Consider the following 25,431-nt stretch of genomic DNA (forward strand, 5'->3'; position numbering starts at 1 on the left):
AACATGACACAACGCAGGCCGATGAGCATCAAAATTCCTTTTACGAAAGATGCATTCTTGAAAAGATACGAACAATTAACTGCTGGCGAAACACACCATGTTCTACTTGAAAGTGCTCGCGGTGGTTCCTACAGCATTGCTGGCATTCACCCAATCGCTAAAGCGAAGGGTAAAGACGGGATGACAACCATCCATTATCAAGACGAGGTGCTGTTCAAAGAAGGTGATCCATTCAGAGCGTTTACGGATTGGTTCCAAACCCTTCAAACCGAAACGAATGAGGACTACCCTGATTTTCAAGGCGGAGCGATTGGATTTTTAAGCTATGATTATGCTAGATATATTGAACATTTTAAGATGTTGTCCATTGATGACCTGAAAACACCAGATCTTTATTTTCTCGTGTTTAATGATGTTGCGGTCTTTGATCATGAAGAAAACGTGCTGTGGCTGATTACTCACACAGAGGGAGCGGAACCCGTGAGTGACACTCATCAAAGACTCGAAGATTTGAAGCAAAAGTGGACAAGCTCTGCAAAAGAATCAGCGCAATCACCTGTTCATGAATCTTCTGCAGAATGTGTACCAGCAGCGCCTTTTACCGAAGAAACCTTTGGAGAAGCAGTAGAGAAGATTAAGCAATATATCGCAAGCGGTGATGTGTTCCAAGTGAATTTGTCCATCAGACAAGAGGATCAGCTCCACACACATCCGTATGATTTATATAAAACGTTACGTCAAGTCAATCCATCTCCTTATATGTCTTATCTGCACACGCCTGATTTCCAAATCGTTTGTGGATCTCCAGAGCTGCTTATTAAGAAAAAGGGGACTCAATTAGAAACAAGACCAATTGCGGGTACAAGATCAAGAGGCAAAGACGATGCTGAGGATCAAGCGCTGGCAAAAGAGCTCATTGAAAATGAAAAAGAACGCGCGGAGCATGTGATGCTCGTGGATCTAGAGCGGAATGACCTTGGACGCGTGTCCACTTATGGCTCAGTAAAAGTGAACGAATTTATGGCGATTGAGAAATATTCACACGTGATGCACATTGTATCCAACGTACAAGGGGAACTGCGTAATGATTGTGATGCAGTAGATGTCATGAGAGCTGTATTCCCAGGCGGAACAATTACAGGTGCTCCAAAGGTGAGAACAATGGAAATCATAGAAGAGCTTGAGCCAACAAGGCGTGGGCTTTATACTGGATCTATAGGCTGGTTTGGATTCAATCAAGATATGCACTTTAACATCGTCATTCGTACGGCGTACTGCACTGAAGGCAAAGCCTTTATGCAGTCGGGTGCTGGGATCGTCATCGATTCTGTACCAAAGCACGAATACAAAGAATCGATTAAAAAAGCCTATGCAGTGAAAAAAGCATTACAGTTGAGCAAAGAAGAGACTATTTTGAGTTAGAGGTGAGCAGAGCATGATATTAATGATTGATAATTATGATTCATTTACGTACAACTTGGTCCAGTATTTAGGTGAGCTTGGAGAAGAATTGATTGTGAAACGGAATGATCAAGTAACCATTCAAGAAATCGAAGAACTCAAGCCAGATTTTCTCATGATTTCCCCGGGGCCATGCAGTCCTGATGAAGCGGGAATTAGTATGGAGGCGATCAAGCACTTTGCGGGAAGTATTCCGATCTTCGGTGTGTGCCTAGGTCATCAATCCATCGCACAAGTTTTTGGCGGGGATGTCATTCGTGCAGAACGCTTAATGCATGGTAAAACGTCAGAGATTGCTCATGACGGAAAAGGTGTCTTCACTGGACTCCAAAATCCGCTTGTCGCAACGAGATATCATTCATTAATTGTCAAAAACGAGACGCTGCCGGGGTGCTTTGACGCAACAGCCAGCACAAAGGAAGGCGAGCTCATGGCCATTCGCCATAAAGAGCTGCCGATTGAAAGTGTACAGTTTCATCCTGAATCGATTATGACGTCCTTCGGAAAAGAAATGCTTAAAAATTTCATTGAAACCTATCGTAAAAAGGGGCATGAAGTAAACGCATGATCATTTATCTGAACGGTCAGTATATAGAGGAGAAAGACGCGACTCTTTCTCCTTTTGATCATGGTTTTCTATATGGCATCGGTGTATTCGAAACATTTACCAGCCTAGCAGGACAAGTCTTTCTGTTAGATTGGCACCTTGAAAGGCTCAATCAATCATTGCGTGACCTTTGCATCGAATCCACAATAGAGAAACCATTTGTACTCGACATCATTCATACCTTACTGAATAAAAACGAAATAGCCGGTGGTCATGCGAGAATTCGTTTCAATGTTTCTGCAGGCAGAGGCAATGGATTTTCTGCAGATCCTTATGAAGAGCCTGTCGTGTTTGTCATGATCTCTCCATTCCGGCCCGAATCTGTTTTAGATGAGAAACAGGGAGTCATTCTTCAAACAAGGAGAAATACGCCAGAAGGTCCAAGGCGCCTCAAGTCTCATCATTATATGAACAACATGCTCGCAAAAAGAGAAGTGGGAAATGATCCGTCGTTAGAAGGCATCTTTTTAACAAAAGAAAATGATGTGGCAGAAGGAATTACCTCCAATGTATTTTGGCGAAAAGGCGATGTGATTTATACACCGTCACTTGATACAGGCATTTTAAATGGGGTCACTCGTCGATATTGTATCGAAACACTCCAAGCGATGGAGGCTTCACTAAAAGTAGGGCGATACCCGTTCTCCCATTTGCTATCAGCTGATGAGGCATGGATGACCAATTCTGTTCAAGGGATTGTGCCTTTCAGAAGTATAGGGGAAATCTCCTTTTCCCAAAACAGCCGGATATTCTCAACAAAATTGCGAACACAATATACAAAAGAACGTCTAGATCATAAAGAGTAGGTGGACACAATGACACAACAAGTGATAAAACAGCCTAAAATCATACAAGCCAAGCACCACACCCTTAGTTATGAAGAAAAGACATTGGTTATGGGCATTTTAAATGTCACACCTGACTCTTTTTCAGATGGAGGAAAGTTTAATCAAGTGGATAAAGCGCTGGCTCATGCAGCACAGCTGATAGAAGACGGGGCGCATATCATTGATATTGGCGGAGAATCGACTCGCCCAGGAGCGGCATTTGTCTCAGAACAAGAGGAGCTTTCAAGAGTCATTCCCGTCATTGAAAAGATCACAAAAGAATTGGATGTACCGATTTCCATTGATACGTATAAAGCCCATGTGGCAGATGAAGCAGTGAAAGCCGGAGCTTCCATCATTAATGATGTATGGGGAGCGAAGGCAGATCCTCAAATGGCGCATGTGGCAGCGAAGCACAATGTGCCGATTATTTTAATGCACAATCGGCCAGAGCGAAACTACACACATCTAATTTCAGATATGATCGCAGATTTGAAAGAGAGTGTTCAAATTGCGAAACAAGCCGGTGTCCGTGATGACATGATCATATTGGACCCAGGTGTAGGGTTTGCGAAAAATAAAGAGGACAACCTGATGGTCATGAATGAGCTCGAACATTTTTGTCACCTTGGGTATCCACTGCTCTTAGCTACATCTCGAAAACGATTCATCGGAGCTGTCTTAGACCTGCCACCGGAAGAACGTACTGAAGGAACGGGGGCTACGGTCTGCCTTGGGATTCAAAAAGGCAGTGCGATGGTTCGCGTACATGATGTAAAAGAAATCGCAAGAATGGCAAAAATGATGGATGCCATGTTGAATAAGGGAGGCGCTTATCATCGATAAAGTATATGTAAATGGAATGGAATTTTACGGCTACCATGGCGTATTTGCAGAAGAAAATAAATTAGGACAGCGGTTCCGTGTGGATTTAACAGCTTCACTTGATTTAAGTAAAGCCGGACAAACGGATGACCTCAATGAGACCATCAATTATGCGGAGCTCTACCAAATCTGCAAAAGCATTGTAGAGGGTGAATCCGTCAACCTTGTTGAAACACTGACAGAAAGAATTGCAATCCAAGTGTTAAAGGACTTCCCGACAGTTCAGGAATGTACAGTGAAGGTGATCAAACCAGATCCGCCAATTCCAGGACACTATCAGTCCGTTGCCATTGAAATGACGAGATCGCGCGCATGAACAATACCGCATACATCGCTTTAGGTTCGAACATAGGGAAAAAGGAAACCTATTTAAAAGAAGCCGTCAAAAAACTGCACGAACATCCAGAGGTTCAAGTAGAATCAATCTCATCTATATATGAAACAACACCTGTAGGTTACGAAAACCAAGATGACTTTTTAAATATGGCTGTGAAAATTTCCACCTCGCTTCGTCCAAATGAACTACTGACACTTACTCAGAAAATCGAGCAAGAGTTAGGCAGAACAAGAGAAGTGAGATGGGGACCGCGAACGGCTGACCTTGACATTTTACTTTATAATCGTGAAAATATTGAAACAGAACAGCTTGTAGTGCCACATCCTAGAATGTACGAACGTTTATTCGTTCTCGTTCCGATGAGTGAGATTTGCCCAGAAATCGGCGAAGTGCAAATAAATGCCGTAACAGACCAAGAAGGTGTAAGCATATGGAAAAAGACATGTGGGGTAGAAGAATTCGTGCATACCGAAAGCTAAAAGGGTATACTCAGGAAGGGTTCGCGAAAAGACTGGGCATCTCTGTCTCTGTCTTAGGAGAAATTGAGCGAGGCAATCGATTACCAACAAACCAATTGGTTGGTCAAATAGCAAATGCTTTAAATATAACGGTGGAAGAACTATCGCCAATTCTTGAAGAAGGAAGGAGGGGAAATGATGTTTAAAATCGGAGATATCGACATTAAAAACAAAGTGGTGCTCGCGCCTATGGCTGGTGTTTGCAACTCTGCCTTCAGACTGACAGTGAAAGAGTTTGGAGCAGGTTTAGTCTGCGCTGAAATGGTCAGTGACAAGGCAATCCTGATCAACAATGCAAGAACAATGGGTATGCTATACATTGATGAACGGGAAAAGCCTTTGAGCCTTCAAATATTTGGAGGAGAAAAAGACACTCTCGTTGAAGCGGCAAAGTTTGTAGACCAGAATACCACAGCGGACATTATTGATATCAACATGGGCTGTCCTGTACCGAAGATTACGAAATGTGATGCAGGAGCGAAATGGTTGCTTGATCCAAACAAGATTTATGAAATGGTCTCTGCTGTTGTAGATGCTGTAGATAAGCCTGTTACGGTGAAAATGAGAATGGGCTGGGACGAAGATCATATCTTCGCTATCGACAATGCCCGTGCTGTTGAACGAGCAGGTGGCCGAGCGGTTGGGCTTCACGGACGGACACGTGTGCAGATGTACGAAGGAACAGCTAATTGGGATATTATAAAAGAGGTCAAACAATCTGTTTCCATTCCTGTCATCGGCAATGGAGATGTCAAAACCCCTCAAGATGCAAAACGTATGCTTGATGAAACGGGTGTAGATGCTGTCATGATTGGAAGAGCCGCACTAGGAAACCCGTGGATGATCTATCGAACGGTTCATTATTTAGAAACGGGTGAACTGAAAGAAGAGCCAAATGTACGTGAGAAGATGTCAGTGTGCAAGCTTCACTTAGACAGACTCATTGATCTAAAAGGCGAGCATGTGGCTGTCAGAGAAATGAGAAAGCACGCAGCATGGTACTTAAAAGGTGTCCGAGGCAATGCGGACGTGAGAAATCAAATCAATCAAAGCGAAACGAGAGCGGAGCTTGTACAAGTTCTTGATGACTTTACGGTCGAAGCCGAGGCAAAAGAGCTTCAAAGTATAAAAGTAGGATAAGACTATCTTTCTTTTTGTAGCTCACTGCTAGTGCATGTACTGGCAGTTTTTCTGCTTTTCTCTGCAAAATACATTATTGGAGTGATATAAATGAGTAATGAAGGGCTTAATAACGAAGAATTAAATGACCAATTCCAGGTCAGACGTGACAAAATGAATAAAATGAGAGAAGAGGGTATCGATCCATTCGGTGAACGATATGACCGTTCTCATCAATCTGCACAAATTATTGCTGAATACGATGAGTTTTCTAAAGAAGACTTAGAAGAGAAGTCTGCCCAAGTGACAATCGCTGGACGTATGATGACAAAGCGTGGAAAAGGGAAAGCTGGCTTTGCGCATATACAAGACTTAGAAGGACAAATTCAAATCTACGTTCGTAAAGATAGTGTAGGAGAAGAAGCTTACGAATTATTCAAAAGCTCAGACCTAGGCGATATTATCGGTGTAACAGGAACGGTATTTAAAACGAATGTAGGAGAACTTTCTATTAAAGCGACTAGCTTTGAGGTTCTCACAAAAGCACTTCGCCCGCTTCCTGATAAATATCATGGACTTAAAGATGTTGAACAACGTTATCGTCAGCGTTACCTTGACCTGATTGTAAATCCAGAAAGTAAGCAGACGTTCATCATGCGAAGCAAGATCATTCAATCTATGAGAAGATACTTAGATTCTAAAGGATACCTAGAAGTTGAAACACCAACAATGCACAGCATCCCTGGTGGTGCATCAGCACGTCCTTTCATTACTCATCATAATGCACTGGATATGCCGCTCTATATGCGTATTGCGATTGAACTGCACTTAAAACGCCTCATTGTCGGTGGCCTAGAGAAAGTATACGAGATTGGACGTGTATTCCGTAACGAAGGTGTATCAACTCGTCATAACCCGGAATTTACTATGATCGAGCTGTACGAAGCTTACGCAGATTACAAAGACATCATGAACCTAACTGAAAACCTGATTGCTCATATTGCCGAAGAGGTACTAGGAACAACCACGATTCAATATGGAGAAGATGAAATTGATCTCAAGCCTGAATGGAAGAGACTCCATATGGTTGAAGCGGTCAAAGAAGCAACTGGTGTAGACTTCTGGCAGGAGATGTCTGTAGAAGAAGCGAAACAGCATGCAGCTGATCACGGAATTGAAATTACGAAAAACATGACAGTAGGTCATATCATCAATGAGTTCTTCGAGCAAAAAGTTGAGGAAACATTGGTACAGCCTACATTTATTTACGGACACCCAGTGGAGATTTCTCCATTAGCTAAGAAAAATCCTGAAGACCCTCGCTTCACTGATCGCTTTGAGCTATTTATCGTACGTCGTGAACATGCTAATGCATTCACAGAGCTAAACGATCCAATCGATCAAAGAGAACGATTTGAAGCTCAATTAAAAGAACGTGAAGAAGGAAATGACGAAGCGCATCTAATGGATGACGATTTTGTTGAAGCATTAGAATATGGTATGCCTCCAACAGGCGGACTAGGAATCGGTATCGACCGGTTAATCATGCTATTAACAAATTCTCCATCAATCAGAGATGTACTGCTTTTCCCACAAATGAGAAACCGCTAATACATCAATTAAAGCGCCATTTTAACTATGGCGCTTTTTATTTTTCATAAAATGAAACTTTTTTTAAAAAAACTATTGCAAGGAAAGAATCAAGATGGTATATTATTATTCGTTGCCGCAAAACAGCAACGAGGTTAAAAAAAGAAATTAAAAAAACTTCTTGACTTTAACCAATACGAAATGTTAAGATATTAAAGTCGCTTACGAGCGATAACGAAAATGATCTTTGAAAACTAAACAAGACAAAACGTACCTGTTAATTCGAGATTTATAAAAAAATCCTATGAAACATCATAGGTAGTCAGTCAAACGCTGACGAGGCAGGAAATGATCACATGCTAAGTTCGCTACATCGTGTAGCAACGCATGTGTGATATGCATCCTGCATACCTCGGAGAGTTTGATCCTGGCTCAGGACGAACGCTGGCGGCGTGCCTAATACATGCAAGTCGAGCGAACAGAAGGGAGCTTGCTCCCGGATGTTAGCGGCGGACGGGTGAGTAACACGTGGGTAACCTGCCTGTAAGACTGGGATAACTCCGGGAAACCGGAGCTAATACCGGATAGTTCCTTGAACCGCATGGTTCAAGGATGAAAGACGGTTTCGGCTGTCACTTACAGATGGACCCGCGGCGCATTAGCTAGTTGGTGGGGTAATGGCTCACCAAGGCGACGATGCGTAGCCGACCTGAGAGGGTGATCGGCCACACTGGGACTGAGACACGGCCCAGACTCCTACGGGAGGCAGCAGTAGGGAATCTTCCGCAATGGACGAAAGTCTGACGGAGCAACGCCGCGTGAGTGATGAAGGTTTTCGGATCGTAAAGCTCTGTTGTTAGGGAAGAACAAGTGCGAGAGTAACTGCTCGCACCTTGACGGTACCTAACCAGAAAGCCACGGCTAACTACGTGCCAGCAGCCGCGGTAATACGTAGGTGGCAAGCGTTGTCCGGAATTATTGGGCGTAAAGGGCTCGCAGGCGGTTTCTTAAGTCTGATGTGAAAGCCCCCGGCTCAACCGGGGAGGGTCATTGGAAACTGGGAAACTTGAGTGCAGAAGAGGAGAGTGGAATTCCACGTGTAGCGGTGAAATGCGTAGAGATGTGGAGGAACACCAGTGGCGAAGGCGACTCTCTGGTCTGTAACTGACGCTGAGGAGCGAAAGCGTGGGGAGCGAACAGGATTAGATACCCTGGTAGTCCACGCCGTAAACGATGAGTGCTAAGTGTTAGGGGGTTTCCGCCCCTTAGTGCTGCAGCTAACGCATTAAGCACTCCGCCTGGGGAGTACGGTCGCAAGACTGAAACTCAAAGGAATTGACGGGGGCCCGCACAAGCGGTGGAGCATGTGGTTTAATTCGAAGCAACGCGAAGAACCTTACCAGGTCTTGACATCCTCTGACAACCCTAGAGATAGGGCTTTCCCTTCGGGGACAGAGTGACAGGTGGTGCATGGTTGTCGTCAGCTCGTGTCGTGAGATGTTGGGTTAAGTCCCGCAACGAGCGCAACCCTTGATCTTAGTTGCCAGCATTTAGTTGGGCACTCTAAGGTGACTGCCGGTGACAAACCGGAGGAAGGTGGGGATGACGTCAAATCATCATGCCCCTTATGACCTGGGCTACACACGTGCTACAATGGACAGAACAAAGGGCTGCGAGACCGCAAGGTTTAGCCAATCCCATAAATCTGTTCTCAGTTCGGATCGCAGTCTGCAACTCGACTGCGTGAAGCTGGAATCGCTAGTAATCGCGGATCAGCATGCCGCGGTGAATACGTTCCCGGGCCTTGTACACACCGCCCGTCACACCACGAGAGTTTGCAACACCCGAAGTCGGTGAGGTAACCTTTATGGAGCCAGCCGCCGAAGGTGGGGCAGATGATTGGGGTGAAGTCGTAACAAGGTAGCCGTATCGGAAGGTGCGGCTGGATCACCTCCTTTCTAAGGATATATGGAGCAGTGTGCGTTTTCGTCTTGTTTAGTTTTGAAGGATCATTCCTTCAAGACATGTCTCTAGCGAGACAGGATTGTTCTTTGAAAACTAGATAACAATAAGTAATACATTCACATTGAATGCAATGCAAAGTTCATCACACATAGTGATTCTTTCTAAAGTAAGAAATGGTTAAGTTAGAAAGGGCGCACGGTGGATGCCTTGGCACTAGGAGCCGATGAAGGACGGGACGAACACCGATATGCTTCGGGGAGCTGTAAGCAAGCTTTGATCCGGAGATTTCCGAATGGGGAAACCCACTGCTCGTAATGGAGTAGTATCCATACTTGAATACATAGAGTATGAGAAGGCATACCCGGGGAACTGAAACATCTAAGTACCCGGAGGAAGAGAAAGCAAATGCGATTCCCTGAGTAGCGGCGAGCGAAACGGGAACAGCCCAAACCAAGAGGCTTGCCTCTTGGGGTTGTAGGACACTCTATACGGAGTTACAAAGGAACGATATAAGCGAAGAGGTCTGGAAAGGCCCGCCAAAGAAGGTAACAGCCCTGTAACTGAAATGTTGTTCTCTCCAGAGTGGATCCTGAGTACGGCGGAACACGTGAAATTCCGTCGGAATCCGGGAGGACCATCTCCCAAGGCTAAATACTCCCTAGTGACCGATAGTGAACCAGTACCGTGAGGGAAAGGTGAAAAGCACCCCGGAAGGGGAGTGAAATAGATCCTGAAACCGTGTGCCTACAAGTAGTCAGAGCCCGTTAAAGGGTGATGGCGTGCCTTTTGTAGAATGAACCGGCGAGTTACGATCCCGTGCAAGGTTAAGCAGAAGATGCGGAGCCGCAGCGAAAGCGAGTCTGAATAGGGCGCATGAGTACGTGGTCGTAGACCCGAAACCAGGTGATCTACCCATGTCCAGGGTGAAGTTCAGGTAACACTGAATGGAGGCCCGAACCCACGCACGTTGAAAAGTGCGGGGATGAGGTGTGGGTAGGGGTGAAATGCCAATCGAACCTGGAGATAGCTGGTTCTCTCCGAAATAGCTTTAGGGCTAGCCTCAAGGTAAGAGTCTCGGAGGTAGAGCACTGATTGGACTAGGGGCCCCTACCGGGTTACCGAATTCAGTCAAACTCCGAATGCCGATGACTTATCCTTGGGAGTCAGACTGCGAGTGATAAGATCCGTAGTCGAAAGGGAAACAGCCCAGACCGCCAGCTAAGGTCCCAAAGTATACGTTAAGTGGAAAAGGATGTGGAGTTGCTTAGACAACCAGGATGTTGGCTTAGAAGCAGCCACCATTTAAAGAGTGCGTAATAGCTCACTGGTCGAGTGACTCTGCGCCGAAAATGTACCGGGGCTAAACGTATCACCGAAGCTGCGGACTGTTCTTACGAACAGTGGTAGGAGAGCGTTCTAAGTGCTGTGAAGTCAGACCGGAAGGACTGGTGGAGCGCTTAGAAGTGAGAATGCCGGTATGAGTAGCGAAAGACGGGTGAGAATCCCGTCCACCGAATGCCTAAGGTTTCCTGAGGAAGGCTCGTCCGCTCAGGGTTAGTCGGGACCTAAGCCGAGGCCGAAAGGCGTAGGCGATGGACAACAGGTTGATATTCCTGTACCACCTCCTCACCATTTGAGCAATGGGGGGACGCAGGAGGATAGGGTAAGCGCGGTATTGGATATCCGCGTCCAAGCAGTTAGGCTGGGAAATAGGCAAATCCGTTTCCCGTAAAGGCTGAGCTGTGATGGCGAGCGAAATTTAGTAGCGAAGTTCCTGATTCCACACTGCCAAGAAAAGCCTCTAGCGAGGTGAGAGGTGCCCGTACCGCAAACCGACACAGGTAGGCGAGGAGAGAATCCTAAGGTGATCGAGAGAACTCTCGTTAAGGAACTCGGCAAAATGACCCCGTAACTTCGGGAGAAGGGGTGCTTCTTAGGGTGTTAAAGCCCCGAGAAGCCGCAGTGAATAGGCCCAGGCGACTGTTTAGCAAAAACACAGGTCTCTGCGAAGCCGTAAGGCGAAGTATAGGGGCTGACGCCTGCCCGGTGCTGGAAGGTTAAGAGGAGCGCTTAGCGTAAGCGAAGGTGCGAATTGAAGCCCCAGTAAACGGCGGCCGTAACTATAACGGTCCTAAGGTAGCGAAATTCCTTGTCGGGTAAGTTCCGACCCGCACGAAAGGCGCAACGATCTGGGCACTGTCTCAACGAGAGACTCGGTGAAATTATAGTACCTGTGAAGATGCAGGTTACCCGCGACAGGACGGAAAGACCCCGTGGAGCTTTACTGCAGCCTGATATTGAATGTTGGTACAGCTTGTACAGGATAGGTAGGAGCCTTGGAAACCGGAGCGCTAGCTTCGGTGGAGGCATCGGTGGGATACTACCCTGGCTGTATTGACCTTCTAACCCGCTGCCCTTATCGGGCAGGGAGACAGTGTCAGGTGGGCAGTTTGACTGGGGCGGTCGCCTCCTAAAATGTAACGGAGGCGCCCAAAGGTTCCCTCAGAATGGTTGGAAATCATTCGCAGAGTGTAAAGGCACAAGGGAGCTTGACTGCGAGACCTACAAGTCGAGCAGGGACGAAAGTCGGGCTTAGTGATCCGGTGGTTCCGCATGGAAGGGCCATCGCTCAACGGATAAAAGCTACCCCGGGGATAACAGGCTTATCTCCCCCAAGAGTCCACATCGACGGGGAGGTTTGGCACCTCGATGTCGGCTCATCGCATCCTGGGGCTGTAGTCGGTCCCAAGGGTTGGGCTGTTCGCCCATTAAAGCGGTACGCGAGCTGGGTTCAGAACGTCGTGAGACAGTTCGGTCCCTATCCGTCGCGGGCGCAGGAAATTTGAGAGGAGCTGTCCTTAGTACGAGAGGACCGGGATGGACGCACCGCTGGTGTACCAGTTGTTCTGCCAAGGGCATCGCTGGGTAGCTATGTGCGGACGGGATAAGTGCTGAAAGCATCTAAGCATGAAGCCCCCCTCAAGATGAGATTTCCCATTCCGCAAGGAAGTAAGATCCCTGAAAGATGATCAGGTTGATAGGTCTGAGGTGGAAGCGTGGTGACACGTGGAGCTGACAGATACTAATAGATCGAGGACTTAACCTATATTCTAATGTGAAGCTTGAACATTGTTATCTAGTTTTGAGAGAACATTCTCTCCATCAGGTTTGGTGGCGATAGCGAAGAGGTCACACCCGTTCCCATACCGAACACGGAAGTTAAGCTCTTCAGCGCCGATGGTAGTTGGGGGTCTCCCCCTGTGAGAGTAGGACGCCGCCAAGCTTTTCTAAGGATCAGTTCCATTTGGAACTGGTCTTTTTTGTGTTTTTGAAAAAATTACTTCTATTAAATCACTTTGTAAAGTGAGAAGTGATGATGTAGTAAGCCTTATCGATCAATTAATCCTTCCGTTCGTCTCACTTTCATGTATTCTCATTGAACAACGCAGCTGTTGTGTGGATCGGTCGTTCAATTCGTTTAGGATGAAGATCAAAACATAGAAAGCAGCCAGATACAGAGGGCTGTTTAGAGACACACTAGATAACTGAGTATTGCCAAAGAACATAGAGCACCTTCAGTTAATTTTTTCACCCGCTCTAAGTAAGAACAAGAAAGAATCAACAAACAACTTGTTGCCCCAGTAACACTTTAATATTGAAGATAGTAAAGAACAGCATCATTTACGGATATTTTTACACGAAAATGATTTCTCAGAAAAATAAAATAATAAAAGATTCCCCTTCTCTAGATGATTTGTATGAGAAGATATATTGAATAAAACAAGCATATAAAAAGCATGAAAAGGGTCATTTCACACCAATAAAGCTTTATTAGAGCGGTTTTTAACAAAAAAACATAAAAAAATGAAAAAAAGACTTTTAAAATGATGAGACAAGTGGTAAACTTCTTTAGGTGCCTTAATGAAAAGATGAAAAAAACAACGTTAAAATAAATTCGAAAATTATTTTAAAAAAGTCTTTACAAACAATATCTTATCATTATATAATACTACTTGTCGGATCGAGAGACATTCGAAATGACAACACAATATGGAGGATTAGCTCAGCTGGGAGAGCATCTGCCTTACAAGCAGAGGGTCGGCGGTTCGAGCCCGTCATCCTCCACCATATTTATTCTTACATAATGTTAGGATAGATAAAGCCGGTGTAGCTCAACTGGTAGAGCAACTGACTTGTAATCAGTAGGTTGGGGGTTCAAGTCCTCTTGCCGGCACCACTTTCATATGGTAAGATAGACAAGTCGCTTTTAAAGCGAGCCATTAGCTCAGTTGGTAGAGCATCTGACTTTTAATCAGAGGGTCGAAGGTTCGAGTCCTTCATGGCTCACCATTTTCATGCGGGTGTGGCGGAATTGGCAGACGCGCTAGACTTAGGATCTAGTGTCTTTATGACGTGGGGGTTCAAGTCCCTTCACCCGCATAGCCAAACAAAATAAAGAAATCCTGTAATGCGGAAGTAGTTCAGTGGTAGAACACCACCTTGCCAAGGTGGGGGTCGCGGGTTCGAATCCCGTCTTCCGCTTATACCATCCACGCCGGGGTGGTGGAATTGGCAGACACACAGGACTTAAAATCCTGCGGTAGGTGACTACCGTGCCGGTTCAAGTCCGGCCCTCGGCATTATACAATAAGCGCCCGTAGCTCAATTGGATAGAGCGTTTGACTACGGATCAAAAGGTTAGGGGTTCGACTCCTCTCGGGCGCGCCATTAAGATCGGGAAGTAGCTCAGCTTGGTAGAGCACTTGGTTTGGGACCAAGGGGTCGCAGGTTCGAATCCTGTCTTCCCGACCATCTTTTATGGGGCCTTAGCTCAGCTGGGAGAGCGCCTGCCTTGCACGCAGGAGGTCAGCGGTTCGATCCCGCTAGGCTCCACCAATATGATCTTTGAAAACTAAACAAGACAAAACGTACCTGTTAATTCGAGATTTATAAAAAAATCCTATGAAACATCATAGGTAGTCAGTCAAACGCTGACGAGGCAGGAAATGATCACATGCTAAGTTCGCTACATCGTGTAGCAACGCATGTGTGATATGCATCCTGCATACCTCGGAGAGTTTGATCCTGGCTCAGGACGAACGCTGGCGGCGTGCCTAATACATGCAAGTCGAGCGAACAGAAGGGAGCTTGCTCCCGGATGTTAGCGGCGGACGGGTGAGTAACACGTGGGTAACCTGCCTGTAAGACTGGGATAACTCCGGGAAACCGGAGCTAATACCGGATAGTTCCTTGAACCGCATGGTTCAAGGATGAAAGACGGTTTCGGCTGTCACTTACAGATGGACCCGCGGCGCATTAGCTAGTTGGTGGGGTAATGGCTCACCAAGGCGACGATGCGTAGCCGACCTGAGAGGGTGATCGGCCACACTGGGACTGAGACACGGCCCAGACTCCTACGGGAGGCAGCAGTAGGGAATCTTCCGCAATGGACGAAAGTCTGACGGAGCAACGCCGCGTGAGTGATGAAGGTTTTCGGATCGTAAAGCTCTGTTGTTAGGGAAGAACAAGTGCGAGAGTAACTGCTCGCACCTTGACGGTACCTAACCAGAAAGCCACGGCTAACTACGTGCCAGCAGCCGCGGTAATACGTAGGTGGCAAGCGTTGTCCGGAATTATTGGGCGTAAAGGGCTCGCAGGCGGTTTCTTAAGTCTGATGTGAAAGCCCCCGGCTCAACCGGGGAGGGTCATTGGAAACTGGGAAACTTGAGTGCAGAAGAGGAGAGTGGAATTCCACGTGTAGCGGTGAAATGCGTAGAGATGTGGAGGAACACCAGTGGCGAAGGCGACTCTCTGGTCTGTAACTGACGCTGAGGAGCGAAAGCGTGGGGAGCGAACAGGATTAGATACCCTGGTAGTCCACGCCGTAAACGATGAGTGCTAAGTGTTAGGGGGTTTCCGCCCCTTAGTGCTGCAGCTAACGCATTAAGCACTCCGCCTGGGGAGTACGGTCGCAAGACTGAAACTCAAAGGAATTGACGGGGGCCCGCACAAGCGGTGGAGCATGTGGTTTAATTCGAAGCAACGCGAAGAACCTTACCAGGTCTTGACATCCTCTGACAACCCTAGAGATAGGGCTTTCCCTTCGGGGACAGAGTGACAGGTGGTGCATGGTTGTCGTCAGCTCGTGTCGTGAGATGTTGGGTTAAGTCCCGCAACGAGCGCAACCCTTGATCTTAGTTGCCAGCATTTAGTTGGGCACTCTAAGGTGACTGCCGGTGACAAACCGGAGGAAGGTGGGGATGACGTCAAATCATCATGCCCCTTATGACCTGGGCTACACACGTGCTACAATGGACAGAACAAAGGGCTGCGAGACCGCAAGGTTTAGCCAATCCCATAAATCTGTTCTCAGTTCGGATCGCAGTCTGCAACTCGACTGCGTGAAGCTGGAATCGCTAGTAATCGCGGATCAGCATGCCGCGGTGAATACGTTCCCGGGCCTTGTACACACCGCCCGTCACACCACGAGAGTTTGCAACACCCGAAGTCGGTGAGGTAACCTTTATGGAGCCAGCCGCCGAAGGTGGGGCAGATGATTGGGGTGAAGTCGTAACAAGGTAGCCGTATCGGAAGGTGCGGCTGGATCACCTCCTTTCTAAGGATATATGGAGCAGCGTGCGTTTTCGTCTTGTTTAGTTTTGAAGGATCATTCCTTCAAGACATGTCTCTAGCGAGACAGGATTGTTCTTTGAAAACTAGATAACAATAAGTAATACATTCACATTGAATGCAATGCAAAGTTCATCACACATAGTGATTCTTTCTAAAGTAAGAAATGGTTAAGTTAGAAAGGGCGCACGGTGGATGCCTTGGCACTAGGAGCCGATGAAGGACGGGACGAACACCGATATGCTTCGGGGAGCTGTAAGCAAGCTTTGATCCGGAGATTTCCGAATGGGGAAACCCACTGCTCGTAATGGAGTAGTATCCATACTTGAATACATAGAGTATGAGAAGGCATACCCGGGGAACTGAAACATCTAAGTACCCGGAGGAAGAGAAAGCAAATGCGATTCCCTGAGTAGCGGCGAGCGAAACGGGAACAGCCCAAACCAAGAGGCTTGCCTCTTGGGGTTGTAGGACACTCTATACGGAGTTACAAAGGAACGATATAAGCGAAGAGGTCTGGAAAGGCCCGCCAAAGAAGGTAACAGCCCTGTAACTGAAATGTTGTTCTCTCCAGAGTGGATCCTGAGTACGGCGGAACACGTGAAATTCCGTCGGAATCCGGGAGGACCATCTCCCAAGGCTAAATACTCCCTAGTGACCGATAGTGAACCAGTACCGTGAGGGAAAGGTGAAAAGCACCCCGGAAGGGGAGTGAAATAGATCCTGAAACCGTGTGCCTACAAGTAGTCAGAGCCCGTTAAAGGGTGATGGCGTGCCTTTTGTAGAATGAACCGGCGAGTTACGATCCCGTGCAAGGTTAAGCAGAAGATGCGGAGCCGCAGCGAAAGCGAGTCTGAATAGGGCGCATGAGTACGTGGTCGTAGACCCGAAACCAGGTGATCTACCCATGTCCAGGGTGAAGTTCAGGTAACACTGAATGGAGGCCCGAACCCACGCACGTTGAAAAGTGCGGGGATGAGGTGTGGGTAGGGGTGAAATGCCAATCGAACCTGGAGATAGCTGGTTCTCTCCGAAATAGCTTTAGGGCTAGCCTCAAGGTAAGAGTCTCGGAGGTAGAGCACTGATTGGACTAGGGGCCCCTACCGGGTTACCGAATTCAGTCAAACTCCGAATGCCGATGACTTATCCTTGGGAGTCAGACTGCGAGTGATAAGATCCGTAGTCGAAAGGGAAACAGCCCAGACCGCCAGCTAAGGTCCCAAAGTATACGTTAAGTGGAAAAGGATGTGGAGTTGCTTAGACAACCAGGATGTTGGCTTAGAAGCAGCCACCATTTAAAGAGTGCGTAATAGCTCACTGGTCGAGTGACTCTGCGCCGAAAATGTACCGGGGCTAAACGTATCACCGAAGCTGCGGACTGTTCTTACGAACAGTGGTAGGAGAGCGTTCTAAGTGCTGTGAAGTCAGACCGGAAGGACTGGTGGAGCGCTTAGAAGTGAGAATGCCGGTATGAGTAGCGAAAGACGGGTGAGAATCCCGTCCACCGAATGCCTAAGGTTTCCTGAGGAAGGCTCGTCCGCTCAGGGTTAGTCGGGACCTAAGCCGAGGCCGAAAGGCGTAGGCGATGGACAACAGGTTGATATTCCTGTACCACCTCCTCACCATTTGAGCAATGGGGGGACGCAGGAGGATAGGGTAAGCGCGGTATTGGATATCCGCGTCCAAGCAGTTAGGCTGGGAAATAGGCAAATCCGTTTCCCGTAAAGGCTGAGCTGTGATGGCGAGCGAAATTTAGTAGCGAAGTTCCTGATTCCACACTGCCAAGAAAAGCCTCTAGCGAGGTGAGAGGTGCCCGTACCGCAAACCGACACAGGTAGGCGAGGAGAGAATCCTAAGGTGATCGAGAGAACTCTCGTTAAGGAACTCGGCAAAATGACCCCGTAACTTCGGGAGAAGGGGTGCTTCTTAGGGTGTTAAAGCCCCGAGAAGCCGCAGTGAATAGGCCCAGGCGACTGTTTAGCAAAAACACAGGTCTCTGCGAAGCCGTAAGGCGAAGTATAGGGGCTGACGCCTGCCCGGTGCTGGAAGGTTAAGAGGAGCGCTTAGCGTAAGCGAAGGTGCGAATTGAAGCCCCAGTAAACGGCGGCCGTAACTATAACGGTCCTAAGGTAGCGAAATTCCTTGTCGGGTAAGTTCCGACCCGCACGAAAGGCGCAACGATCTGGGCACTGTCTCAACGAGAGACTCGGTGAAATTATAGTACCTGTGAAGATGCAGGTTACCCGCGACAGGACGGAAAGACCCCGTGGAGCTTTACTGCAGCCTGATATTGAATGTTGGTACAGCTTGTACAGGATAGGTAGGAGCCTTGGAAACCGGAGCGCTAGCTTCGGTGGAGGCATCGGTGGGATACTACCCTGGCTGTATTGACCTTCTAACCCGCTGCCCTTATCGGGCAGGGAGACAGTGTCAGGTGGGCAGTTTGACTGGGGCGGTCGCCTCCTAAAATGTAACGGAGGCGCCCAAAGGTTCCCTCAGAATGGTTGGAAATCATTCGCAGAGTGTAAAGGCACAAGGGAGCTTGACTGCGAGACCTACAAGTCGAGCAGGGACGAAAGTCGGGCTTAGTGATCCGGTGGTTCCGCATGGAAGGGCCATCGCTCAACGGATAAAAGCTACCCCGGGGATAACAGGCTTATCTCCCCCAAGAGTCCACATCGACGGGGAGGTTTGGCACCTCGATGTCGGCTCATCGCATCCTGGGGCTGTAGTCGGTCCCAAGGGTTGGGCTGTTCGCCCATTAAAGCGGTACGCGAGCTGGGTTCAGAACGTCGTGAGACAGTTCGGTCCCTATCCGTCGCGGGCGCAGGAAATTTGAGAGGAGCTGTCCTTAGTACGAGAGGACCGGGATGGACGCACCGCTGGTGTACCAGTTGTTCTGCCAAGGGCATCGCTGGGTAGCTATGTGCGGACGGGATAAGTGCTGAAAGCATCTAAGCATGAAGCCCCCCTCAAGATGAGATTTCCCATTCCGCAAGGAAGTAAGATCCCTGAAAGATGATCAGGTTGATAGGTCTGAGGTGGAAGCGTGGTGACACGTGGAGCTGACAGATACTAATAGATCGAGGACTTAACCTATATTCTAATGTGAAGCTTGAACATTGTTATCTAGTTTTGAGAGAACATTCTCTCCATCAGGTTTGGTGGCGATAGCGAAGAGGTCACACCCGTTCCCATACCGAACACGGAAGTTAAGCTCTTCAGCGCCGATGGTAGTTGGGGGTCTCCCCCTGTGAGAGTAGGACGCCGCCAAGCTTTTCTAAGGATCAGTTCCATAAGGAACTGGTCTTTTTTGTGTTTTTGAGAGGTTTGACACCATATAAATGTGGAAATAATATTCTTAGTTGAGCGATTATCTTGAAAAATCGACCGAAAAAATTTATAGTAAGATTAAAGTCAAATATAGTCAAAGTCAATGGAGGAGGAGGCGGAGTGGCACAAAATATTTCTGATATCATCGAGCAGTATTTGAAAGAAGTCTTGGATCAGAATGGTCGAGAAATATTAGAAATTAAGCGCAATGAAATTGCAGATAAGTTTCAATGCGTACCTTCACAAATTAACTATGTTATCAATACACGCTTTACGAGCGAGAGAGGCTATATCGTTGAAAGTAAGCGTGGCGGCGGTGGCTATATCCGCATCATTAAAGTCAAAATGAATGATGAAGTCGACTTATTGAACAACATTATTTCCCAAATATATCATCGTTTATCACAGTCTGCCTCTGATCATATCATCATGCGTCTTGTCGAAAATAACATTTTATCTGAAAGAGAAGCAAAGATGATGATCAGTGTCATGGACCGTTCTGTTTTGCACATTGATTTACCTGAACGGGATGAATTGCGGGCTCGGATGATGAAAGCGATGTTAAATGCTTTGAAATTAAAGTAAAGCGGGTGAAAAGATTGATTTGTCAAGAATGCAATGAGAGACCAGCCACTTTTCACTTTACGAAAGTTATAAATGGAGAAAAACAGGAAATGCACATATGTGAACAATGTGCAAAAGAAAACAGTGATTCATATGCTATGAGTGGAAACCAAGGTTTCTCGATTCACAACTTATTATCGGGTTTATTGAATATTGATCCTAGCTTTACCACAAGTGCGAATAAGGGATCATCTATTTTTCAAGAAGCAAGAGAAGTGGATCAATGTCCTAAGTGTGGCTTAACCTTTCAACAATTCAGAAAAACAGGCCGTTTTGGCTGTGCAGAATGCTACCGTTCATTTGATCAGTATCTGAACCCTGTTTTAAGGAAAGTCCATAGTGGAAATACAGTCCATCATGGAAAAGTGCCTAAACGGATTGCCGGCAGTCTTCATGTGCGCCGGAAACTTGAGTTGATGCAGCAAGAACTGAAGCAGTTAATTGAACAAGAAGAGTTTGAAAAAGCAGCGGAAGTTCGAGATCAAATTCGTGCATTAGAGCATGAACAATCTCAGCAGAGGGAGGGAGATTAACAACATGTCGCTCCAGCATTTTATTCAAGACGCTTTAAGTCAATGGATGAAACAAAAAGGACCAGAAAGTGACATTGTTCTAAGCAGTCGAATCAGGCTAGCACGAAACCTAGAGCATGTTCGTTTCCCAACTCAGTTTTCTCAGGAAGAGGCTGAAGCTGTTCTCAAGCAATTCGAGCAAAAGTTTGCTAGCCAGGAAGTGAAGGACATCGGAAACTTTGTTCTGATTCGAATGAATGAAACGCAGCCTTTAGCAAAGAGAGTACTTGTTGAAAAGCATTTAATCAGCCCAAACTTAGCAGAATCAAGATTTGGTGGTTGTTTGCTTTCTGAAAATGAAGAAATCAGTGTGATGCTGAATGAAGAAGACCATATTCGGATCCAATGCTTATTCCCAGGATTCCAACTAGCCAATGCACTGAAAGCGGCTAACCAGGTAGATGACTGGATTGAAGAGCAAGTGGATTATGCGTTTTCTGAAAAAAGAGGATACTTAACAAGCTGTCCAACCAATGTAGGTACAGGTATTAGGGCTTCGGTCATGATGCATTTACCAGCTTTAGCCCTCACAAGACAAATGAACCGAATAATTCCGGCGATTAATCAATTAGGTCTTGTCGTCAGAGGAATTTATGGTGAAGGCAGCGAAGCAATAGGGAACATCTTTCAAATTTCAAATCAAATGACACTTGGTCAATCAGAAGAGGATATTGTAGATGATTTAAATAGTGTGACCGCTCAGCTCATTGAACAAGAGCGATCTGCAAGAAAAGCGTTATATCAAACATCTAAAATTGAACTTGAGGACAGAGTGTACCGTTCGTTAGGGATTTTGTCCAATTGTCGCATGATTGAATCAAAGGAAACAGCTAAGTGTTTGTCAGATGTGCGCCTTGGAATTGATTTAGGTATCATTAAGGGGCTTTCAAGTAATATACTGAATGAACTCATGATTTTGACACAGCCTGGCTTTCTTCAACAATATTCTGGAGGAGCTTTGGAGCCAAATGAACGAGATATAAAACGAGCAGCGATTATTAGAGAAAGGCTGCGTTTAGAAATGCATAGGAATGGACAGGAGGATGAAACGATATGATGTTTGGAAGATTCACTGAAAGAGCTCAAAAGGTATTAGCACTTGCACAAGAAGAAGCCATTCGCCTAGGCCATAAGAACATTGGTACTGAACACATTTTACTTGGTCTAGTACGTGAGGGTGAGGGCATCGCCGCAAAAGCGTTAGAAGCACTGGGCCTTGTTTCAGATAAAATCCAAAAAGAAGTCGAAAGCTTGATTGGAAGAGGGCAAGAGGTGTCTCAAGCTATTCCTCATTATACGCCTAGAGCGAAGAAGGTCACGGAGCTTTCAATGGATGAAGCAAGAAAGCTAGGTCATTCCTATGTAGGGACAGAACATATTCTATTAGGTCTTATTCGCGAGGGAGAGGGTGTAGCTGCCCGCGTTTTAAATAACCTCGGAGTGAGCTTAAATAAAGCACGTCAGCAAGTCCTGCAGCTGCTTGGCAGCAATGAAACAGGTGCATCTGCCGCTGGTTCTAATAGCAATGCAAATACACCAACATTAGATAGCTTGGCAAGAGATTTAACAGCTATTGCGAAAGAAGACAGCTTGGACCCAGTCATTGGACGAAGCAAAGAAATTCAGCGTGTCATTGAGGTACTAAGCAGAAGAACAAAAAATAACCCTGTGCTAATTGGTGAGCCTGGTGTTGGTAAAACAGCCATCGCTGAAGGTCTTGCACAGCAAATTATTCATAATGAAGTGCCTGAAATCCTGCGCGATAAACGAGTGATGACACTTGATATGGGAACCGTTGTAGCGGGTACGAAATATCGTGGTGAATTTGAGGATCGTTTGAAAAAAGTCATGGACGAAATTCGTCAGGCAGGAAATATCATTCTCTTCATTGATGAGCTTCATACACTGATTGGTGCTGGTGGAGCAGAGGGTGCGATTGACGCATCTAACATTCTCAAACCATCCTTAGCACGTGGAGAACTTCAATGTATCGGGGCGACAACGTTAGATGAGTACCGTAAATATATTGAAAAGGATGCTGCGCTTGAACGACGTTTCCAGCCAATTCAAGTAGATCAGCCATCTGTTGATGAAAGTATTCAAATCTTAAGAGGTCTTAGAGATCGTTATGAGGCACATCACCGTGTGTCCATCACAGATGAAGCGATTGAGGCGGCGGTGAAGCTGTCTGACCGTTATATTTCTGATCGTTTCCTTCCAGATAAGGCGATTGATTTAATTGATGAAGCAGGTTCGAAAGTCCGCTTACGTTCTTTCACAACACCGCCTAACCTAAAAGAACTAGAGCAAAAGCTAGATGAAGTACGCAAAGAAAAGGATGCGGCTGTTCAAAGTCAAGAATTTGAAAAAGCAGCTTCTCTTCGCGATACAGAGCAGCGTTTACGTGAAAAAGTAGAAGTCACCAAGAAATCTTGGAAAGAAAAGCAAGGACAGGAGAATTCAGAGGTATCAGTTGATGATATCGCAATGGTTGTCTCTAGCTGGACGGGAGTGCCTGTTTCAAAAATTGCCCAAACAGAAACAGATAAGCTTCTGAATATGGAACAATTACTCCATTCTCGTGTAATCGGGCAGGATGAAGCGGTTGTCGCTGTAGCAAAAGCTGTGAGACGTGCGCGTGCTGGTCTAAAAGATCCAAAACGTCCAATCGGCTCATTTATCTTCTTAGGCCCAACAGGGGTTGGTAAAACGGAGCTTGCAAGAGCACTCGCAGAGTCTATTTTCGGTGATGAAGAAGCGATGATCCGTATCGATATGTCTGAATACATGGAGAAACACTCTACATCTAGACTTGTTGGGTCACCTCCAGGGTATGTTGGCTATGAAGAAGGCGGACAACTGACTGAAAAAGTGAGAAGAAAACCTTATTCTGTTGTGCTTTTAGACGAGATTGAAAAGGCGCATCCAGATGTATTCAACATCTTACTGCAAGTGTTAGAGGATGGTCGTCTGACTGATTCTAAAGGGCGTACCGTTGACTTTAGAAATACGATTTTGATCATGACATCCAACGTTGGAGCTAGTGAACTGAAGCGAAATAAATATGTTGGCTTTAACGTGCAGGATGAAGGTCAAAATTACAAAGATATGAAAGGCAAAGTGATGGGCGAGTTGAAACGTGCGTTTAGACCAGAATTCATCAACCGTATTGATGAAATCATTGTCTTCCATTCACTTGAAAAGAAACATTTAAAAGAGATCGTTTCTCTCATGTCTGATCAATTGACGAAACGATTAAAAGAACAAGACCTTTCAATTGAATTGACAGAAGCAGCAAAAGCGAAGATTGCCGACGAAGGTGTAGACCTTGAGTACGGTGCGCGTCCGTTAAGAAGAGCGATTCAAAAGCATGTGGAGGATCGACTTTCTGAGGAGCTTCTTAAGGGTAATATTGAAAAAGGTCAACATATCGTATTAGATGTGGAAGATGGAGAAATTGTCGTAAAAACGACGGCTGCTACGAACTAATATAGTAAGAAAAAAGTGTGAGGCATACCAGTCAGGTGTATGCCTCCCTTTACTTATTTTCTGACCAGTATAAGGAGTTGTATTCTTCAATCTATGGCTAAGACAAAATCAAAATTTATATGCCAATCGTGTGGTTATGAGTCAGCCAAATGGATGGGGAAATGTCCAGGCTGCGGCACGTGGAACAGTATGACAGAAGAGGTCGTTCGCAAAGAGCCGGCAAACCGTCGAAGTGCTTTTAATCATTCTGTTCAAACCATTCAAAAACCTTCACCTATATCTGCAATTGAAACATCTGATGAACCCCGAATCAAAACGAATTTAGAAGAATTTAACCGAGTATTAGGAAGTGGAATTGTCAAAGGCTCTCTTGTTCTCATTGGCGGAGATCCTGGGATTGGGAAGTCCACATTATTATTACAAGTATCAGCACAGCTCTCAGACAAAAATCAGAATGTATTATACATATCTGGTGAGGAGTCCATTAAACAAACGAAGCTAAGAGCGGACCGCCTTGGCATAAAAAGCACCTCTTTACATGTTTTGGCTGAAACCGATATGGAGTATATAACGTCTGCTATACAAGAGATGAAACCCGCTTTTGTCGTGGTGGATTCGATTCAAACCGTTTATCAAAGCGATATTACGTCAGCTCCTGGGTCTGTATCTCAAGTGAGAGAATGTACAGCACAGCTGATGAAGATTGCCAAGACAAATGGTATTCCAATATTTATCGTTGGTCACGTGACCAAAGAAGGCTCGATCGCAGGTCCACGCCTTTTAGAGCATATGGTGGACACGGTTCTTTATTTTGAAGGCGAGCGTCACCATACGTTTCGTATCTTGCGTGCAGTGAAAAACCGATTTGGTTCGACGAATGAACTAGGGATTTTTGAAATGAGAGAGGAAGGGCTCACGGAAGTATTAAACCCATCCGAAATTTTCTTAGAAGAACGTTCGGCAGGTGTATCTGGTTCGTGTGTTGTTGCCTCAATGGAAGGAACAAGACCTGTTCTTGTCGAGATACAAGCATTAATTTCACCGACAAGCTTCGGAAATCCGCGTAGAATGGCCACTGGTCTTGATCATAATCGAGTGTCACTACTCATGGCGGTTTTAGAAAAACGTGTTGGACTACTGCTGCAAAACCAGGATGCGTATTTAAAGGTCGCAGGCGGTGTGAAGCTTGACGAACCAGCAATTGACTTGGCCATTGCGGTCAGCATTGCATCGAGCTTTAAAGACGCAGCGCCGCATCAAGCGGATTGCTTTATAGGAGAGGTCGGTTTGACGGGAGAAGTCAGAAGAGTATCAAGAATTGAACAGCGTGTGCAGGAAGCTGCGAAACTAGGATTTAAGCGAATGTTTATTCCTCAGGCGAATATAGATGGATGGAAAAAGCCGAGAGGGATTGAGTTAGTCGGTGTAGAAAATGTAGCGGAGGCACTTCGAATTTCACTAGGGGGATCATAGA

At 46.2% G+C, this 25,431-nt stretch carries 14 protein-coding genes, 9 tRNA genes and 6 rRNA genes; all 29 read left to right on the top strand.

The window, feature by feature from the left end; translation table 11 throughout:
• The first annotated feature begins 3 nt into the window (after nt 1-3).
• Entirely contained in the window at nt 4-1,422 is a 1,419-nt protein-coding gene (locus tag NST39_RS00450) for an anthranilate synthase component I family protein (protein WP_341026478.1), read from the top strand.
• Nucleotides 1,423-1,435: 13 nt separating this feature from the next.
• Nucleotides 1,436-2,029, top strand: a complete 594-nt coding sequence (pabA, locus tag NST39_RS00455) for an aminodeoxychorismate/anthranilate synthase component II (protein WP_341026479.1) — start codon at nt 1,436-1,438, stop codon at nt 2,027-2,029.
• The gene (gene pabC, locus NST39_RS00460; protein ID WP_065097648.1) at nt 2,026-2,874 is read left to right on the top strand and encodes an aminodeoxychorismate lyase; all 849 of its coding nucleotides are present in this window, start codon (nt 2,026-2,028) and stop codon (nt 2,872-2,874) included. The genes pabA and pabC overlap by 4 nt, the downstream gene beginning before the upstream one ends.
• A 9-nt stretch (nt 2,875-2,883) precedes the next feature.
• On the top strand, nt 2,884-3,741 hold the full coding sequence (gene folP, locus NST39_RS00465) for a dihydropteroate synthase (protein WP_044140415.1): 858 nt from the start codon (nt 2,884-2,886) through the stop codon (nt 3,739-3,741).
• Nucleotides 3,734-4,096, top strand: a complete 363-nt coding sequence (gene folB / locus NST39_RS00470; protein WP_080772974.1) for a dihydroneopterin aldolase — start codon at nt 3,734-3,736, stop codon at nt 4,094-4,096. Before folP ends, folB begins: the two co-directional genes overlap by 8 nt.
• Nucleotides 4,093-4,596 carry a 2-amino-4-hydroxy-6-hydroxymethyldihydropteridine diphosphokinase gene (gene folK / locus NST39_RS00475; RefSeq protein ID WP_065097647.1) on the top strand — a complete coding sequence of 168 codons (504 nt, stop codon included), beginning with the start codon at nt 4,093-4,095 and terminating at the stop codon, nt 4,594-4,596. The genes folB and folK overlap by 4 nt, the downstream gene beginning before the upstream one ends.
• Entirely contained in the window at nt 4,548-4,781 is a 234-nt protein-coding gene (locus NST39_RS00480) for a helix-turn-helix domain-containing protein (RefSeq protein WP_044140418.1), read from the top strand. The genes folK and NST39_RS00480 overlap by 49 nt, the downstream gene beginning before the upstream one ends.
• Nucleotides 4,774-5,775, top strand: a complete 1,002-nt coding sequence (gene dusB, locus NST39_RS00485) for a tRNA dihydrouridine synthase DusB (protein WP_341026480.1) — start codon at nt 4,774-4,776, stop codon at nt 5,773-5,775. Before NST39_RS00480 ends, dusB begins: the two co-directional genes overlap by 8 nt.
• 90 nt (nt 5,776-5,865) lie before the next feature.
• Nucleotides 5,866-7,365 (top strand): lysine--tRNA ligase, encoded by a 1,500-nt coding sequence (gene lysS, locus NST39_RS00490; protein ID WP_044140420.1) that lies wholly within the window; start codon nt 5,866-5,868, stop codon nt 7,363-7,365.
• 388 nt (nt 7,366-7,753) lie between these two features.
• Nucleotides 7,754-9,302, top strand: a 16S ribosomal RNA gene (locus tag NST39_RS00495).
• Between the two features lie 182 nt (nt 9,303-9,484).
• Nucleotides 9,485-12,415 (top strand): 23S ribosomal RNA (locus NST39_RS00500).
• 61 nt (nt 12,416-12,476) lie between these two features.
• Nucleotides 12,477-12,592: ribosomal RNA gene (gene rrf / locus NST39_RS00505) — 5S ribosomal RNA — on the top strand.
• Nucleotides 12,593-13,361: 769 nt separating this feature from the next.
• A tRNA-Val gene (locus NST39_RS00510) sits at nt 13,362-13,437 on the top strand.
• Between the two features lie 33 nt (nt 13,438-13,470).
• Nucleotides 13,471-13,546, top strand: a tRNA-Thr gene (locus NST39_RS00515).
• Nucleotides 13,547-13,583: 37 nt separating this feature from the next.
• Nucleotides 13,584-13,659 (top strand) — tRNA-Lys (locus tag NST39_RS00520).
• Between the two features lie 7 nt (nt 13,660-13,666).
• Nucleotides 13,667-13,749, top strand: a tRNA-Leu gene (locus NST39_RS00525).
• 30 nt (nt 13,750-13,779) lie between these two features.
• A tRNA-Gly gene (locus NST39_RS00530) sits at nt 13,780-13,851 on the top strand.
• A 12-nt stretch (nt 13,852-13,863) separates the two neighbouring features.
• Nucleotides 13,864-13,949 (top strand) — tRNA-Leu (locus tag NST39_RS00535).
• Between the two features lie 11 nt (nt 13,950-13,960).
• Nucleotides 13,961-14,037, top strand: a tRNA-Arg gene (locus NST39_RS00540).
• Between the two features lie 7 nt (nt 14,038-14,044).
• Nucleotides 14,045-14,121 (top strand) — tRNA-Pro (locus NST39_RS00545).
• A gap of 8 nt (nt 14,122-14,129) precedes the next feature.
• Nucleotides 14,130-14,205, top strand: a tRNA-Ala gene (locus tag NST39_RS00550).
• A gap of 171 nt (nt 14,206-14,376) precedes the next feature.
• Nucleotides 14,377-15,925, top strand: a 16S ribosomal RNA gene (locus NST39_RS00555).
• Between the two features lie 182 nt (nt 15,926-16,107).
• Nucleotides 16,108-19,038, top strand: a 23S ribosomal RNA gene (locus NST39_RS00560).
• Nucleotides 19,039-19,099: 61 nt separating this feature from the next.
• Nucleotides 19,100-19,215: ribosomal RNA gene (gene rrf, locus NST39_RS00565) — 5S ribosomal RNA — on the top strand.
• The 16S, 23S and 5S rRNA genes sit together here with 9 tRNA genes alongside, the layout of an rRNA operon.
• A gap of 177 nt (nt 19,216-19,392) precedes the next feature.
• Nucleotides 19,393-19,857, top strand: coding sequence for a CtsR family transcriptional regulator (locus tag NST39_RS00570; protein WP_319610845.1), 465 nt, complete (start codon nt 19,393-19,395; stop codon nt 19,855-19,857).
• Between the two features lie 14 nt (nt 19,858-19,871).
• Nucleotides 19,872-20,429 carry a UvrB/UvrC motif-containing protein gene (locus NST39_RS00575; protein WP_034620770.1) on the top strand — a complete coding sequence of 186 codons (558 nt, stop codon included), beginning with the start codon at nt 19,872-19,874 and terminating at the stop codon, nt 20,427-20,429.
• 4 nt (nt 20,430-20,433) lie between these two features.
• Nucleotides 20,434-21,525 carry a protein arginine kinase gene (locus tag NST39_RS00580; protein WP_065097645.1) on the top strand — a complete coding sequence of 364 codons (1,092 nt, stop codon included), beginning with the start codon at nt 20,434-20,436 and terminating at the stop codon, nt 21,523-21,525.
• Nucleotides 21,522-23,957 carry an ATP-dependent protease ATP-binding subunit ClpC gene (clpC, locus tag NST39_RS00585; protein ID WP_034665649.1) on the top strand — a complete coding sequence of 812 codons (2,436 nt, stop codon included), beginning with the start codon at nt 21,522-21,524 and terminating at the stop codon, nt 23,955-23,957. The genes NST39_RS00580 and clpC overlap by 4 nt, the downstream gene beginning before the upstream one ends.
• Before the next feature lie 93 nt (nt 23,958-24,050).
• Nucleotides 24,051-25,430, top strand: a complete 1,380-nt coding sequence (gene radA / locus NST39_RS00590) for a DNA repair protein RadA (RefSeq protein ID WP_034620767.1) — start codon at nt 24,051-24,053, stop codon at nt 25,428-25,430.
• Nucleotide 25,431: the final 1 nt, after the last annotated feature.

Origin of the sequence: Bacillus sp. FSL W8-0645 (genome assembly GCF_038007905.1) — a bacterium.
GTDB classification, from domain to species: Bacteria; Bacillota; Bacilli; order Bacillales; family Bacillaceae; genus Bacillus; species Bacillus pumilus.